We start from the raw sequence: 15,157 nt of genomic DNA on the forward strand, positions 1-15,157 counted from the left end.
TAAGGCCTTAGAGGCCGACGGCGAGGATCTCGCGACCGTTATAATGGCCGCACGAGTTGCAGAGGTGGTGCGGACGCTTCAGTTCGCCGCAATTGCCGCATTCGTGGAAGGCATCTACCTTCAGCGCATCGTGGCTGCGGCGCATGCCCCGGCGGGAGGGCGAAGTTTTTCTTTTGGGGACAGCCATTGCGGCACCTGTTCCTGAATCTGCAAAAAAATGGATCGTATTGCCATGCCAAGTCCATCGAACCCGGTGACAGCGAAGGCGGGCCTATAGACTATTTAGCAGCCGTTGCAAGCCGCTAGGAATGGGGTACCCTGCCCTGACCTTTCGGGTAACGAAAACGGGGGAGAATTCCATGATTGTACTGCTTCCAACTACCTTGTGCCTCACAGCCGCGGCGCTGGTCATCAATTTCTGGCTTGGCATGCGCATCGGCAAACTGCGCCACGCGCACGGCGTTTCGGTAGGCGACGGCGGCAACGAAGCCATCCTGCGCCGGATGCGCGCCCAGCTGAACTTCGTCGAGCAAGTGCCGCTGACCCTGATCGCCATCGGTCTGGTCGAGGCTGCCGGCAAGGGCGGCGCGTGGCTCGCCCCGGTTGGTGCGGTATTCATGCTGGGCCGCGTGGCCCACGCCATCGGCATGGACGGGAGTTTCAAGGCCGGTCGCGGCATTGGCATGCTCACCGGCATGCTGATCCAGCTTGGTCTGGTGGTCGTCAGCGTGCTGATCGCGCTGAACAAGTTCTGACCTGAATTCGCCGCCCTCAGCGGTATTTGGCGTCGGCCACGAACGGATTTGTCAGCCGTTCGTGGCCGAACGTGCTTGTGGGGCCGTGGCCGGGAATGAAGGTGACATCATTGCCCAACGGCCACAGCCGTTCGGTGATCGAGGCGATCAGATCGGCATGGTTGCCCTTGGGAAAGTCGGTCCGCCCGATCGACCCCTGAAAGATAACGTCACCCACCACGGCCAGCCGCGTAGGCTCGTGGAAGAACACGACATGGCCCGGCGTATGCCCGGGGCAGTGGATCACCTGCATCTCGACCTCGCCAAAGGACACGGTATCGCCGTCATGCAGCCAGCGATCCGGGGTGAAGCTCTCACCCTCCAGCCCGTACCGTTTCGACGGATCGTCAAGGCTTTCGATCCAGAACAGGTCATCCTGATGCGGCCCCTCGATAGGCACACCAAGATCGCGCGCCAAGACCCCGGCCATGCCGCAGTGATCCATGTGGCCGTGGGTTATCAGCAGCTTTTCCACGGTGATTCCCGCGCGCGAAATCGCCAGTTTCAGCCGATCAAGATCGCCGCCGGGATCGACCAGCACGCCGCGCATGGTCTTGGTGCACCACAGCAGCGAGCAGTTCTGCTCGAACGGCGTCACGGGCACGATGGCGGCGCGGAGAGGGGGAAGTGTGTCAGTCATGCCGCCGTCCTTGCCGCTCATTTCACGGGCTGACAACTGGGAATGCGGCGGGGCAAATCATGCATCCGTCATCCCGGCGCAGGCCGGGACCCAGCGAACGAATAGGGTATTGCGCAGCAATGCTTTCTTGTCGGGACTGGGCCCCGGCCTGCGCCTGGGTAACGATCAAAGTGCAACTGAGCAGCACCTACAAACGCCCGCTTTTCCAAACCACGCGCCCCACCACCCGCACTTCCTCGGGCGGCAATTCGATCGGGCGATAGGCCGGGTTTTCACTCTCCAGCACGATCCGCCCCGGCACGCCAGACTGGACGCGCTTGACCATCAGGGCATCGCCGATCCGCACAACATGAACCCCGTCGCGCAGCGGGCGCGGGGTGCGGTCGACGAGTATCTCGTCGCCGTCGCGCAGCAGCGGCTCCATCGAATCGCCGGTTACCTCGATCGCGCTGAGCATGGCGGGATCAAACCCCTGCCCGCGCAGCCAGCGGGTGGAAAAGCGGAAGGTGCCGACCGGCACTTCTTCAGCGGCAAAGGCCCCGGGCCCGGCCGAGGCGCCCAGAGGCAGTCGCGGAATGTCGACGAAGTCACTGCGCCTGCCGCCTTCGGCCCGCGTCGGGGAAATTTCCCCCGGCGCACCCAGTTCCGATTCGCTCACGCCAAAGTAGGAGGCCAGCGTCCGCCGATCCCCCTCGTCCAGCTTGCGCGGGCTGCCTTTGCGCACGAACTGTTGTAAATACGTAGCATTACGCCCGATCAGGGTTGAAAGGGCGGCAAGGCTGACGCCGCGTTGCTCGGCAAGCTGGAGCAATCGGGCGCGGGGATCGGTGGCTTCCATGTCAATCGATGTATACGATGTAATTTTCCTAGACAAGTAGGATTTCGCCGGTCACCTAAACAGGCATCCAGTAACGAGTCGCCAAGGAGGGACGCTCAATGCTCATTCGCCGGATCGAGAAATTCCTGCGCCAGACCGGAATGCCGTGGACCAAGTTCGGCCGGCTGGCAGCGCACGATCCGCGCTTCGTCGGCGACTTGCGCAATGGCCGCAGCCCGCGTCCTGAAACGGAACGACGGGTGGAACATTTCATGAACACTTACGGAGAATCGGCCAATGCAAATTGACAGTCACGCCACCCGCGCCATGCAGGCGACCGCCAAGTCCGCGCGGGGACGTCAGGGCCGCAGCCCCTGGGCGCGCCTGCTCGACAGCCTGATCGAGCTTGCCGGCGGCCACGCCGAACTTCTCAGCCACGCCGAGCGCCCCTGGGCGAGCGCCACATTCTCGGGCACCCGCCACACCGCCGCCTTCACCTTCACCGGGGCAGAAGCGGTTGAAGCCGCCGAACACTTCATTGTCGCCCTGCCCGATCACGAGTTCGCCATCCCCGGGCAGTTGGTGGCCGACGCAGCCGTGATCGAAGCCCGGCTCGACATGCTGCCGGTGCCGACTTTCGTTATCGAGGTGGAACTGCTGCTGCTGGACGAGATGTAATCAGTAACCCGCGCCGAGATCGACCACGTGGCTCAGCGGTTCGCCGCGGTGCCAGCGGTCGAGATTGGCGAGGAACCGGTCGGCGCTGCGGATGAACATCATGTTCTGCGCCCGGCCGGACAGGTGCATCGAGATATGCGCGTTATCGAGCGTCCACAATTCGTGTTCGGGCGGCAGGGGTTCAGGATCGACCACGTCGAGCCATGCCGCCCCGATCCTCCGCGCCTTGAGCGCCGCAACCAGCGCCGTCTGATCGACCAGATTGCCGCGCGCAAAGTTCATCAGCGTGGCGGTGGACTTCATCGCCGCCAGTTCGTCCGCGCCGATCATGTGTTCGGTGGCGCTGGTCGAGGGCGCGGTGACGATCACCCAGTCGAATTCGCCCAGCCGCGCCCGCCAGTCATCGGGGCCAAGCTCGCCCGACCCGGGCGTGCGGCGCACCTTGGTCACTTCGACGCCGAAAGGTGCCAGCCGCTCGGCAATGCCGCCGCCGATTGCCCCCGCGCCGATCACCAGCGCCTTGCTGCCAAGCAGTTCGACCTTGCCGGGGCTGTCAGCCAGCCACTCATGCCGCTCCGCCGCGCGCATGACCTGCCGGTAGCCCTTGGCGACGACCAGCATGCCCATCACCGCATATTCGGCGATGGTCACGGCGTTGATCCCGGCGCCGTTGGTGAGGGCAACGCCGTTCGCGCGGAAGGCATCAAGCGGGAAATGTTCGACTCCGGCGGCGATGGTATTGATCCAGCGCAGCTTTGTGGCGATGCGCGACGCCGCCTCGGTCGCGCCGTCCTCATAGCTATCCAGCCACCCAATCTCGGCCTGCGGAGCGAGCTCCATCAGCTCGTCGGTGGACATATACCAGCGCGGCTCGACCCAATCCGGCAGGCGGCTTTCAAGTAGCGGGCGGATCAGGCCGTTGATGACGGTGAACGTCACCCGAGCGTCCATTCCCAGCCGAGCGGGTCGCCGTCCATCACCTCAACGCCCTGTGCGGCGAGTTCGTCGCGCAGGCGGTCGGAAGTGGCGAAATCCTTCGACGCGCGCGCTTCCTTGCGGGCGGCGAGCGTCGCTTCGATTTCGGCTTCGCTAATGGTGGCGGCCTTTGGGCGGATGCGGAGATCGGTGCGGTCCAACGTGAGAAGGTTCAGGCCTAGTATCTTATCGGCCGTGTTAATCGCGGCGAGACGGTCAGAAGCATATCCCTTCATTCCAGCAATCGACTCAGCGATAACCAGCACCTCTGAGGTATTGAGATCATTTGATATTCGTTCGTCGATCTGGTCCAAATTTAGGTCTGCTTGACCGGCAGGCTCAAGTTCTGCCCGGGCCTTCAGACGTTCAACGCCTATCACCATCCGCTTCAACCGCACCAGCGCCGCGCCGAGCCCTTCCCAGCTGAACTCCAGCTCGCTGCGGTAATGCGCCTGCAGGCACATCATGCGGTAGGCAAGCGGGTGGTAGCCCTTGTCGATCAGCAGTTGCAGCCGCAGGAACTCGCCCGACGACTTGCTCATCTTGCCTGAGCGTTCGACGAGGAAGTTGTTGTGCATCCACACCCGCGCGCCGCTGTTTTCGGCATTATCCAGCCCATTCGTGCAGCAATACGCCTGGTTCTGGGCGATCTCGTTGGGGTGGTGGATCTCGCGGTGATCGATACCGCCGGTGTGGATGTCGAACGGGAAGCCCAGCACCGCGCCCGACATGACCGAGCATTCAAGGTGCCAGCCGGGAGCGCCCCTGCCCCACGGCGAATCCCATTCCATCTGCCGCTTCTCGCCCGCGGGCGTCTTGCGCCAGATCGCGAAGTCGGCGGCGTTGCGCTTGCCTTCCACCTCGTCGATGCGGCCCTCCCCGTCCTCGGTCACGGCGCGGGCGAGCCGGCCATAATCGGCAACGGTCGAGACATCGAAATAGAGCCCGCTGTCGATCTCGTAGCAGTGCTTTTCGGCAATGCCCTTGGCAAAGTCGATCATCTGCGGGACGTAGTCGGTGGCGATTGTCCAGTGCGCGGCCGAGGGCTCGCCCGAATTCATTGGCCCCCGGATGTTCAGCGCCTTCACATCGGCCCAGTAGGCCTGCTTGTAATGCTCGGCGATGTCCCAGATCGACTGCGCCTGAGCGGAGGCCATCTTCTCCATTTTGTCCTCACCGGCATCGGCATCGTCGGTCAGGTGGCCGACATCGGTGATGTTGATGACGTGGGTGAGCTTGTAGCCCTTGAAGCTCAGCGTGCGGCCCAGCACGTCTGCGAAAACATAGGCGCGCATATTGCCGATGTGCGGGTAATTGTAGACCGTCGGCCCGCAGGTATAGACCCGCGCCTCGCCCGGATGGACCGGCTGGAATGGCTCCAGCTGGCGGTTGAGGCTGTTGAAGAGCTTGAGGGGGGCGGTTTCGGTCATGATGGGCGTAAGGCCCAGTCAGAACAAGCTGTCAATATCCCGCGCGCCGTGGATCACGCGAAGGATATGCGGCAAGTCGTCGATAATCTCGAACAGGATACGATAGTTACCATGAAGGGCGGAGCGCAATGGCCAGGGCAATCCCTCAACTAGCGGAAAGCTCTCTGGTCGTTCCCCAATGACCCGAAATTTTGCGACAACTTCATCAACAAAACTCAGAGCGCGTTCCGGGTTATCCCGAATGATGTAATCGGCGATGTCTTCAAGATCCGAATCGACTTCGGGAGTAAGTCTAAATTTCGTCACGCAAGGCTACCTTGGCGGCAACGCGTGACCGCAGTTCAGCCATTGCAGTTTCCCCATCCAGAAATGGACCGTTCCGCCCTTCTTCAACCATCGCCCGCAATCGATCGAGCGAGGCCTTGCGACGTTCCTGCAAGTCGCTCCAATCACGAAGCGCATCGCGGACGACTTCGCTCGTCGTGGCGTATTCCCCTGAATCAACGGCACTGCGAATTTGCGCGGCCATTTCTTCGGTCATGGTGACGGTAATGCGTTCAAGTTTGCTCATAGATCATACAAAATCATACTTTGTATGATCTGGCAATAATCAGCCGTCCTCGAACAGCCCCGCCAACTGCTCGATCATCGTGCCGCCCAGTTGCTCCACATCCATGATCGTCACGGCCCGCCGGTAATAGCGCGTTACGTCATGCCCGATACCGATGGCGACGAGCTGGACGGGGGACTGGCGTTCGATCCAGTCGATCACCTTGCGAAGATGCGCCTCCAGATAACCCGCCGAGTTCACGCTGAGTGTCGAATCGTCCACCGGCGCGCCGTCGGAGATGACCATCAGGATGCGGCGGTCTTCGGATCGCGCCAAAAGCCGCGTGTGCGCCCAGAGCAGCGCCTCGCCGTCGATGTTTTCCTTGAGCAGCCCCTCGCGCATCATCAGGCCGAGGTTCTTGCGCGCGTGGCGATAGGGCTCGTCGGCCTTCTTGTAGACGATGTGGCGCAGGTCGTTGAGTCGGCCGGGCTGGGCCGGCTTTCCGCCCGCCAGCCAGGATTCGCGGCTCTGCCCGCCCTTCCATGCGCGGGTGGTGAAGCCGAGGATTTCGGTTTTCACCCCGCAGCGCTCAAGCGTGCGGGCGAGCACGTCGGCGCTGATCGCCGCGATGGAGATCGGCCGCCCGCGCATCGAACCGGAATTGTCGATCAGCAGCGTGACGATGGTGTCCTTGAACTCGACCTCGCGCTCGACCTTGTAGGATAGCGAATGGCCGGGCGAGATCACCACGCGGGCCAGCCGCGCGGCGTCGATCAGCCCCTCTTCCTGGTCAAAGTCCCACGAGCGGTTCTGCTGCGCCATCAGCCGGCGCTGCAGCCGGTTGGCGAGCCGGGTGACGATCGATTGCAGGCCCTTCAACTGCGCGTCGAGATAGGCGCGCAGGCGCGTCAGTTCCTCATCGTCGCACAGTTCGCTGGCGGAGATGACCTCGTCGAACTTGTCGGACCAGACCTTGTAATCGAAGGTCGAGGGGTCGTCGGTCCACGGCCGGTTCGGGCGGACGGGGAGCATCCCTTCCTCGCCGTCGTCGCCTGGTTCGGCATCCTCGGGCTGATCGCCTTCCTCGCGCTGGTTCTCGCCATCGGCGTCGTCCTCGCCATCGCTCGGCTGAGCGGCGACTTCCTGCGGTTCCTGATCGGCGCCCGCTTCGTTGCCTTCCTCGTCCTCCTCGGTCTCGTCCTCGCCGTCCTGATCTTCGGAGTCGGTCGGGTCCTGCTCCTCCGGCTGGGCGCGGGTCAGTTCGAGATGCTGCAGCATGTCGAGCGCGAGGCCCTGGAACGCCTTCTGATCATCGAGCGTGGCGGCCAGCGCGTCAAAATCGCTACCGGCGCGTTCCTCGATCCAGCCGCGCAACAGCTCCACGCCGCCGCGCGCCGCGTCGGGCACCGGCTGGCCGGTGAGGTGTTCGCGCAGCATGAGGGCGAGCGCGGCCTGGATCGGCACTTCATCGCTGCGGGTGGCGCGGGTGATGGGATCGCTCGCCATCCGCACGCCCTGCGCGGCGTCAAGGTTCAAGCGCATCCCGGGATAGGATTTGGCCCCCAGCGCCTCATACCGCACCGTCTCGATCGCGTCATAGCAGGCGCGCGCCGAAGGCTCCGCCGGGGCCGAACGGGCGTGGAGCGCATCGTTGTGATGCCGCTTCTTGAGCGCAAACGAATCCGCAAAGCCGCGCACTTCGGCAACCTGCGCGCGGGGCAACGCCCGGCCGGGCATCGGCACGCGCATGGTGTTGCCGGCGATCAGCGGCAGGTCCGCCGTCCACGCAACCTCCAGCTCCGGCTCGCGCGAAATCGCTCGCGCTGTGCCGGTGAGAACGGTCTTGAACCGGTCGAGAGGGGATTCGTCTGCCATTTGCTCCGCTGAAATCTAACCCATCTCGTCATCCTGAACTTGTTTCAGGATCCATTTAACCTCACGCCCTGCCGTTGCCTTCGAAAAGCCAGCCGAGCCGTTGTGTGTTTCCAACTGGCGGCAGGAGTTGCGGCACGATGGATCCTGAAACAAGTTCAGGATGACGGCAAATTAATGATCGTCAATCGTTCAAAACAACCGCCTTAAATCGACTGCCTCAGATCTTTTGCCCCGTCTTCGCCCAGTCGGCCATGAAGCCTTCGATGCCCTTGTCGGTCAGCACGTGCTTGACCAGACCCTTGATCACGGCGGGCGGCGCGGTCATCACGTCGGCGCCGATCTTGGCGGCTTCGAGCACGTGGATGCCATGGCGCACCGATGCGACAAGGATTTCGGTGGCATAGGCGTAATTATCATAGATCAGGCGGATGTCAGAGATCAGCTGCATGCCATCAAAGCCGTTGTCATCGTGCCGGCCGACAAAGGGCGAGACGAAAGTCGCGCCGGCCTTGGCGGCGAGCAGCGCCTGATTGGCCGAGAAGCACAGCGTGACGTTGACCATGGTGCCTTCGCTGGTCAGCGCCTTGCAGGTCTTCAGGCCATCAATGGTCAGCGGCACCTTGATGCAGACATTTTCGGCGATCTTGCGGAGCACTTCGGCCTCTCGCATCATTCCATCGTGATCGAGCGCGACGACTTCGGCGCTGACCGGACCGGCGACGATGCCGCAGATTTCGCGGGTCACTTCCATGAAATCACGGCCCGATTTCATGATCAGCGAGGGGTTGGTGGTCACGCCATCGAGCAGGCCGGTGGCGGCGAGTTCCTTGATGTCGGCGATTTCGGCGGTGTCGGCGAAGAACTTCACGGCGGCGTGCTCCAGCTTGCGATTCCCCCCAGCCTATAGGGAAGGCTTCGCGGCGGGGCTAGACCACCTTGAAAACGCTGATCAGCATCGGATCGTTGGTGCTTTCGGGGTTAGCGCGGATGAAGGCTTCCTCGCGCCCGATCTCGCCCCAGATGGCGTTGTCCGCCTCGACTGCGAGCTGGCGGGCGACGCCGGGCAGGTCGACGCCGGTAAGCGCAGCCAGCGCTTCACCGATGATCGGATCGCGGGCCACACGCAGGCCGTCGGCGAGCGCGGGGAACATTTCCTCGACCAGACGCGTGCCCATTTCGCCGCGCAGGTAGGCGGTTGCCGCGCTCGGGCCGCCGCGCACCAGTTCGATGGCATTGCGCACGCCGATTACCCGCACGGCATCGGCGACAACAGGCGCGGCGCGGCGGGCGCCGTCCTCGGCCACGTGGTTCAGTTCGCGCTGCAGCCGGCTGCGGAAGGCCGGGCCGGTGAGGATTCGCTCCAGTACGCCGCCGCGCCGCGATCCGAAGACTTCGGGCAGGTCGAGCCGCGCCAGCTGGTTGTCCCAGAAACCGCCCGGAGCCATCAGCCGCGCCAGCGCGTTGCGGCTCGACAGCAGCAGCAGACGGCGGATTGCCTCGGTCAGGCTGAAAGCTGGGAGCGAGGCGCAGCCGGCAACCGACAGCGCCGAAGTGGCGGCAAGTCCGGCGAGGAGCGCGCGGCGGCTGGCGATGATGCCGGGTTCCGTCATTCCATGATCAGCTTTCATCTTCCGCTCCTTTGCCTGCGCCCGTGCAATGTCTAAGTGGCTCTGCATGAACCGCGCCCGACTCCTTGTGTTCAATTCGGCATTGCCAGTGCTCGATTACCGGGTGCCCGAAGGCATGGCTATTGAATACGGCTCGGTCGTGGTCGCGCCGCTCGGCCCCCGGCAGGTGCTGGGCGTTGTCTGGGAGGCGGAACGTCTGCCCGGAACCGATGTTCCCGATGCCAAGCTGCGCCCGTTGCATGAAGTCATGCCGGTGCCGCCGCTGCCCGCACCGCTGCGCCGCCTGATTGAGTGGACCGCCGATTACTACTGCGCGCCGATGGCCGCCGTAGCGCGGATGGCGCTTGGCTCCTCGGCGGCGCTGCGCGGCGGCGGGACGATGACGGAGTACCGGCTTACCGGACTGGAACCCAAGCGCCTCACCCCGCAGCGCGCCGCCGCCATGGACGCGCTGGACGGCGAACAGGCGACGATCCGCGAACTGGCCGAGCGCGCCTCGGTTTCCGAAGGCGTGCTGCGCGGCATGGTCGGGGCCGGACTGCTCGAGCCGGTGGTGGTCGATCTTGACCGTCCATACCCCCGCGCCCGCGCCGACTTTGCCCAGCCGGAGTTGAGCGACGACCAGACCGCCGCTGCCGACCGCTTTGTCGCTGCCGTTGCAAAGGGCGGCTTTGCGCCGTTCCTGCTCGACGGCGTCACCGGATCGGGCAAGACCGAGTGCTATTTCGAGGCGGTCGCCGAGGCGCTGCGTCTTGGCCAGCAGGTGCTGGTGCTGCTCCCCGAAATAGCGCTCACCGAGAATTTCCTGCGCCGCTTCGAAGCGCGCTTTGGGGTGCCACCGGTGCTGTGGCACTCCTCGCTCAAGTCGACCGAGCGCCGCCGCGCCTGGCGGGCGATCGTGCGCGGTGAGGCTCAGGTCGTGGTCGGGGCGCGCTCGGCGCTGTTCATGCCCTATGCGCGGCTGGGGCTGATCGTCGTCGACGAGGCGCACGAGGTGTCGTTCAAGCAGGATGACGGCGTGCGTTATAACGCGCGCGATGTCGCGGTGATGCGCGCCAAGTTCGAGAAGGTCCCGGTGATCCTCGCCAGCGCCACCCCGGCGCTCGAATCGATGCAACTGGCCGAGGCCGGAGTCTATGAGAAGATCGACCTGCCCGCGCGCTTCGGCGGCGCGACCATGCCGGACATCCAGATCGTCGACCTGCGTACCGAACAGCCCGAGCGCGGGCATTGGCTCGCCCCGCGCCTCGTCAAGGAGCTGAAGGCGCGATTGGAACGCGGCGAGCAGAGCCTGCTGTTCCTCAACCGGCGCGGCTATGCCCCGCTAACGCTGTGCCGCAATTGCGGCCATCGCTTCCAGTGTCCGAATTGCACGGCATGGCTGGTCGAACACCGCCTGTCGCGCCGCCTCGCTTGCCATCACTGCGGCTATGAAACCCCGCCACCCGAGGCCTGCCCCGAATGCCACACTGCCGACTGCCTCGTCGCCTGCGGCCCCGGAGTCGAACGCATCGCCGACGAAGTACGCGAGATCCTCCCCGAGGCGCGGATTGCGCTGGTCACGTCTGACACGCTCAACAGTCCGGCAAAGATCAATGCATTCGTCGAGGCGGCGGAAAACGGCATGATCGACGTAATTGTCGGCACGCAATTGGTAACCAAGGGCTATCACTTCCCCGAACTCACCCTTGTCGGCGTGGTCGATGCCGATCTTGGCCTTGAAGGCGGTGATCTGCGCGCGGGCGAGCGGACCTATCAGCAGATCGCCCAGGTAGCGGGCCGAGCCGGTCGCGGCGAGAAGCCCGGTGAAGTGCTCATCCAGACGCGCCACCCCGAAGCCGCCGTGATCGAGGCGCTGGCCAGCGGCGACCGCGACTCCTTCTATGCCGCCGAGGCCGAAGCCCGGCGCGATGCCATGGCGCCGCCGTTCGGGCGCTGGGCGGCGATCATCATTTCGTCGGAGGACGAGGCAGAAGCGCGCGAAGCCGCCAGAACCATTGGCGGATCTCGTCCGGACCTGCCCGACGTGCTCGTGCTTGGCCCAGCCGCCGCGCCGCTGTCGCTGCTGCGCGGGCGCTATCGCTATCGCCTGCTGATCAACGCGCGCCGGTCTGCCGAATTACAGGACGTGATCCGCGCATGGCTCGATCCGTTGCGATTTTCCCACGGCGTGCGGGTTGCTGTCGATATCGATCCTTACAGCTTCGTATAGGTCAGCCCTTGGGCCTCGCCCACATCGGCGGCCTCAGCTGCCCGCTGGCAATTGCGCGGCGGAGCAGCCACAGGCCTGCCGCCGTCGCCACGCCCAGCCCGATGACCGAGGCTTCAAGCCCGAAGGCCCCGCCGGAGAGCAGCGGATGGCCAGTGAGTTCCGCGCGGACCATGCCTTCGACCGGATGGCCCGACACCGGCACGGCGAAGACAAAGCCCTGCGTCACGTTCCAGCCCATATGCAGGCCGACCGCCAGCCACAGCGAGCGCGTGAGCATGTAGCAGGCCCCCAGCATGATCCCGGCCTCCAGCGCGATGGCGACCGAAGAGAACACGGTGGCGTGGTCATTGAAGAAATGGGCAAAGCCGAACAGAAACGAGGTGATCGCCAGCGCGCCCCACGATCCCAGCATTTCCTCGATCCAGCGGAACAGCACGCCGCGGAACAGCGATTCCTCGACGAAACCGGCGACCAGTCCGGCGCTGAACAGCACCATCACCAGATCCCGCCCCGTCCCCCAGCCGGTAATGCGATAGACGCCGAGCAGGGCCGCAATGCCCACCGCCAGCGCCATCAGGCCGGAACCGATCACCAGCCCTCGCGTCCAGTCCATCAGCGCCGGTGCGAGCGGAAAGTCGTCATGCTTGTACCGGCCAAGCCGCGAGACCAGGTATTTCATCACCAGCACGACGAGCAAGGTTGCCACCGTGCCCTGAATGGCAATGGCGCTCACCTTGTCCATCCGCTTGGGCAGATCCGAAAACAGCCAGCCCGACCCCATGATCGCCGCCATGACCAGCCCCAGCGAGACGATCATCGCCACCAATGGGAATTCCCAGACCTTGCGCCATAGAGGTGGCTTGCCGGGTGCCGGCGCGGCTGGATCGATCATCGGCATAGTTGGCAAGCTCCCTGTTTGCGGTCTGTGTGTCCGCGATTGGGTGCAACTTGTCGAGACGCTAGATCAACCGCCCTCGCGCGCCAGCAACTTGCGCTTGATGTCGAGACCATAGGCATAGCCGCCCAGACTGCCATCGCTGCGCACGACGCGGTGGCAGGGGATCAGCACGGCGACATTGTTCGCCCCGTTGGCCGAACCGCAGGCGCGCACGGCCTTGGGCGAACCGACAGCGGCGGCAATATCGGCATAGGACCGCGTCTCGCCCGCCGGGATGCGCCGCAGTTCGCGCCAGACCGCTTCCTGAAAGGCAGTACCGCGCACGTCGAGCGGCACGACATGCGGCTGATCGGGCGCTTCCACCGCGCGGATCACTTCACCGAGCAGCGCGGAGAAGCCCTCCCCGCCTTCGGCCAGTTCCGCCGCCGGGAAGCGCGCGGCCAGATCATCCGCTCCTTCGTTGAACGACAGCCGGCAAACCCCCTTGTCGGTCGCGGCAACCAGCATTGGGCCGAGATAAGTCTCCACCACCGCCCAGCGGATCGTCACACCCTTGCCGCCGTTCGCCCATGCCGATGGAGCCATGCCCAGCCTTTCGCTTGCTTCATAGAACCGCGAGGGGGCGGAATAGCCCGCCTCGTAAATAGCGCCGGTCACGCTGTCGCCCGCCGACAGCGCCTCGGCCGCGCGTTCGAGGCGCAACGCGCGGCTGTAGGCGGCGGGGGATAGGCCGGTCATCCGGCTGAACAGGCGCTGGAAATGCGACACCGAATAGCCGGCGTCCGCCGCCAAACCAGCGAGCGCGGGGACTTCCTCGCTGGCCTTGATCGTCTCGATCGCGGCGAGCACAGCCTTTTCGTCACGGCTGACGTCATCGGGCAGGCAACGCTTGCAGGGACGAAGCCCGGCCACTCGCGCCTCTGCCCCGCCCGCAAAGAAGCGGACGTTCTCCCGCCGGGGGTGCCGCGCCGAACAGGACGGGCGGCAATAGATACCCGTGGTCAGCACGCCGGTGACAAAGCGCCCGTCAAACGCGCGGTCGCGGGCGAGGACGGCGGTCCAGCACAGATCCTCATCGTGATCGGCGATCATTGCCCGTCTCCATGGCGCTCGATTCGCGCAGCAAAGCAGCCGTGCGCGGCGTTGTGGGCATCGATATAGGCAATGCGCGGATCGGCAAACAGTTCGCGGATGGCGGCATCGGATTCGCCCGGTGCGGCAAGGCGGGCGTCCTTGAGCATCCCGTCCGCCGCAAAGCCGCGGAGCCCCAGCGGCCGTCCCTCGAACACCGGCGGGGTGCAGTCTATATAGGGACCGGCCTGCGCCGCATCCCGGCGCACGTAGATCGCGTAGGCACTGCGATAAGGCGTGGCGACGTCATGGCTGACATGGTGGAGCAGGATCAACTCCTCCCCCTCGCGCGCGTCCGCAAGACTGACCCGGCAGGGAAAGCCACGGCTCGCACTGGCGGTGACCCGGCAGGCCCCCGCCTTGGCCAACGCCTTGTCCGATAGCGCGAACAGCGGAGCGAAGTCCTGCGGGGAAAGGCCAGTGATTCGATAGGTCATGCGGGGCTCCTGTGGATTGGCTGTCCCCGGCAATAGTCGCCCCACCGTAGCGCGCCTTCCCGACTCTTGCTTTCAAACCGCCCGGGCGGCTTTCGCGCCGCAATTCTTTGCGAATCGGCGGCTGGCGGTGACAAATGCCCCGCATCGCCAGCGCGAGGATTTCCTGTTGTGCGCCCGCCGCCTTGCATCGCAGCAATTTCGTGCTATGCGCGCCCCCGTCGACAGGAGGAGCGCGCTTCGGGTGCGCATACACCTCCCTGTCTGTCACCCGGTATGAAGGAACCGACGCGCGTGGAAAATTCCGGCGGCATTACGGCGAGCTTGCAGGGGCGTTACGCTTCCGCATTGTTCGACCTGGCCAGCGAACAGGGCAAGACTTCCGCAGTCGAGGGCGACCTCGCAAAGCTGGGTGAGGCGGTTGCCGTTTCGCCTGATCTCGCCGCGCTGATTCGCAACCCGCGCGTCACGCGTGATGCAGCGGCTGCGGCGATGGGCAACCTGGCCAAGGCGCTCAAGCTTTCGCCCCTCACCCAGAACTTCCTCGGCGTGCTCGCCGGCAATCGCCGCCTCGCCGCCCTGCCCGACGTCGTCCGGGCCTTCGCCGCCATCGCCGCTGCCCAGCGCGGCGAAGTGAGCGCCGAAGTGACCAGCGCTCACCCGCTGTCCGATGCCCAGATCAAGGCACTTTCGGCCAAGCTGAAAGAGCGAGAGGGCAAGGACGTAAAGCTTACGGCCACCGTCGACCCTGCCATCCTTGGTGGTCTGGTCGTGCGTGTTGGCTCCCGCCAGATCGATAGCTCGATCCGCACCCGTTTGAATACGCTCGCAAATGCGATGAAAGGCTGAATGATGGAAATCCGCGCGGCAGAAATTTCGAAGGTCATCAAGGACCAGATCGCCAGCTTCGGCAACGAAGCCCAGGTTTCGGAAGTAGGCTCGGTGCTCTCGGTCGGTGACGGTATCGCCCGTATCCACGGTCTCGATCAGGTCCAGGCCGGCGAAATGGTCGAGTTCTCGAACGGGGTTAAGGGCATGGCGCTCAACCTCGAAACCGATAACGTCGGCGTCGTGATCTTTGGCTCGGACAGCGAG

The 15,157-nt window shown here is 64.6% G+C and carries 19 protein-coding genes; 6 read left to right on the top strand and 13 right to left on the bottom strand.

Features of this window, described 5'->3' with window-relative positions:
• Positions 1–7: 7 nt before the first annotated feature.
• Entirely contained in the window at positions 8–187 is a 180-nt protein-coding gene (gene rpmF, locus RMO89_RS17360; protein ID WP_310534709.1) for a 50S ribosomal protein L32, read from the bottom strand.
• Between the two features lie 172 nt (positions 188–359).
• Between rpmF and RMO89_RS17365 the strand changes: the two genes are divergently transcribed.
• A complete protein-coding gene (locus RMO89_RS17365) occupies positions 360–755 on the top strand; it encodes an MAPEG family protein (protein ID WP_310534711.1) in 396 nt (131 codons plus the stop codon).
• 16 nt (positions 756–771) lie between these two features.
• Here the strand turns inward: RMO89_RS17365 and RMO89_RS17370 are convergent, their stop codons facing one another.
• On the bottom strand, positions 772–1,434 hold the full coding sequence (locus RMO89_RS17370; protein WP_310534734.1) for an MBL fold metallo-hydrolase: 663 nt from the start codon (positions 1,432–1,434) through the stop codon (positions 772–774).
• Between the two features lie 187 nt (positions 1,435–1,621).
• The gene (locus RMO89_RS17375; protein ID WP_310534712.1) at positions 1,622–2,272 is read right to left on the bottom strand and encodes a S24 family peptidase; all 651 of its coding nucleotides are present in this window, start codon (positions 2,270–2,272) and stop codon (positions 1,622–1,624) included.
• Between the two features lie 98 nt (positions 2,273–2,370).
• On the opposite strand from RMO89_RS17375, the gene RMO89_RS17380 reads away from it, so the two are divergent.
• Together RMO89_RS17380 and RMO89_RS17385 are read left to right on the top strand one after the other, a co-directional pair.
• Positions 2,371–2,559: a hypothetical protein gene (locus RMO89_RS17380; protein WP_310534715.1), complete on the top strand. Its 189-nt coding sequence runs from the start codon at positions 2,371–2,373 to the stop codon at positions 2,557–2,559.
• Positions 2,549–2,929 carry a hypothetical protein gene (locus tag RMO89_RS17385; protein WP_310534716.1) on the top strand — a complete coding sequence of 127 codons (381 nt, stop codon included), beginning with the start codon at positions 2,549–2,551 and terminating at the stop codon, positions 2,927–2,929. The genes RMO89_RS17380 and RMO89_RS17385 overlap by 11 nt, the downstream gene beginning before the upstream one ends.
• Here RMO89_RS17385 and RMO89_RS17390 read toward each other — a convergent pair whose 3' ends face one another.
• The 7 genes from RMO89_RS17390 to RMO89_RS17420 form a co-directional block, all read right to left on the bottom strand.
• A complete protein-coding gene (locus RMO89_RS17390) occupies positions 2,930–3,868 on the bottom strand; it encodes a D-2-hydroxyacid dehydrogenase (RefSeq protein WP_310534718.1) in 939 nt (312 codons plus the stop codon).
• Positions 3,865–5,334: a cysteine--tRNA ligase gene (cysS, locus tag RMO89_RS17395; RefSeq protein WP_310534719.1), complete on the bottom strand. Its 1,470-nt coding sequence runs from the start codon at positions 5,332–5,334 to the stop codon at positions 3,865–3,867. Before cysS ends, RMO89_RS17390 begins: the two co-directional genes overlap by 4 nt.
• 18 nt (positions 5,335–5,352) lie before the next feature.
• Complete coding sequence (locus RMO89_RS17400; RefSeq protein WP_310534720.1) at positions 5,353–5,640, bottom strand: type II toxin-antitoxin system RelE/ParE family toxin; 288 nt, start codon at positions 5,638–5,640, stop codon at positions 5,353–5,355.
• Positions 5,627–5,905 (bottom strand): type II toxin-antitoxin system ParD family antitoxin, encoded by a 279-nt coding sequence (locus RMO89_RS17405; RefSeq protein WP_310534722.1) that lies wholly within the window; start codon positions 5,903–5,905, stop codon positions 5,627–5,629. Before RMO89_RS17405 ends, RMO89_RS17400 begins: the two co-directional genes overlap by 14 nt.
• A gap of 39 nt (positions 5,906–5,944) precedes the next feature.
• The gene (gene cobT / locus RMO89_RS17410) at positions 5,945–7,759 is read right to left on the bottom strand and encodes a cobaltochelatase subunit CobT (RefSeq protein ID WP_310534724.1); all 1,815 of its coding nucleotides are present in this window, start codon (positions 7,757–7,759) and stop codon (positions 5,945–5,947) included.
• A 217-nt stretch (positions 7,760–7,976) separates the two neighbouring features.
• Positions 7,977–8,627: a fructose-6-phosphate aldolase gene (gene fsa, locus RMO89_RS17415; protein ID WP_310534726.1), complete on the bottom strand. Its 651-nt coding sequence runs from the start codon at positions 8,625–8,627 to the stop codon at positions 7,977–7,979.
• A gap of 58 nt (positions 8,628–8,685) precedes the next feature.
• A complete protein-coding gene (locus RMO89_RS17420) occupies positions 8,686–9,387 on the bottom strand; it encodes a DUF4197 domain-containing protein (protein WP_310534727.1) in 702 nt (233 codons plus the stop codon).
• A gap of 46 nt (positions 9,388–9,433) precedes the next feature.
• Between RMO89_RS17420 and RMO89_RS17425 the strand changes: the two genes are divergently transcribed.
• Entirely contained in the window at positions 9,434–11,599 is a 2,166-nt protein-coding gene (locus RMO89_RS17425; RefSeq protein WP_310534728.1) for a primosomal protein N', read from the top strand.
• A 1-nt stretch (position 11,600) separates the two neighbouring features.
• Here RMO89_RS17425 and RMO89_RS17430 read toward each other — a convergent pair whose 3' ends face one another.
• The 3 genes from RMO89_RS17430 to RMO89_RS17440 form a co-directional block, all read right to left on the bottom strand.
• On the bottom strand, positions 11,601–12,491 hold the full coding sequence (locus RMO89_RS17430; protein WP_310534729.1) for a type II CAAX endopeptidase family protein: 891 nt from the start codon (positions 12,489–12,491) through the stop codon (positions 11,601–11,603).
• 72 nt (positions 12,492–12,563) lie between these two features.
• Positions 12,564–13,589, bottom strand: a complete 1,026-nt coding sequence (ada, locus tag RMO89_RS17435) for a bifunctional DNA-binding transcriptional regulator/O6-methylguanine-DNA methyltransferase Ada (protein WP_310534730.1) — start codon at positions 13,587–13,589, stop codon at positions 12,564–12,566.
• Complete coding sequence (locus tag RMO89_RS17440) at positions 13,586–14,065, bottom strand: DUF1203 domain-containing protein (RefSeq protein ID WP_310534732.1); 480 nt, start codon at positions 14,063–14,065, stop codon at positions 13,586–13,588. The genes ada and RMO89_RS17440 overlap by 4 nt, the downstream gene beginning before the upstream one ends.
• Before the next feature lie 291 nt (positions 14,066–14,356).
• On the opposite strand from RMO89_RS17440, the gene RMO89_RS17445 reads away from it, so the two are divergent.
• On the top strand, positions 14,357–14,911 hold the full coding sequence (locus tag RMO89_RS17445; protein ID WP_310534733.1) for a F0F1 ATP synthase subunit delta: 555 nt from the start codon (positions 14,357–14,359) through the stop codon (positions 14,909–14,911).
• A gap of 3 nt (positions 14,912–14,914) precedes the next feature.
• On the top strand, positions 14,915–15,157 hold a 243-nt coding region (locus RMO89_RS17450), incomplete at its 3' end, for an HAS-barrel domain-containing protein (RefSeq protein WP_409035578.1).

It is taken from the genome of Novosphingobium sp., assembly GCF_031424035.1.
In the GTDB taxonomy this organism is placed as follows: Bacteria; Pseudomonadota; Alphaproteobacteria; order Sphingomonadales; family Sphingomonadaceae; genus Novosphingobium.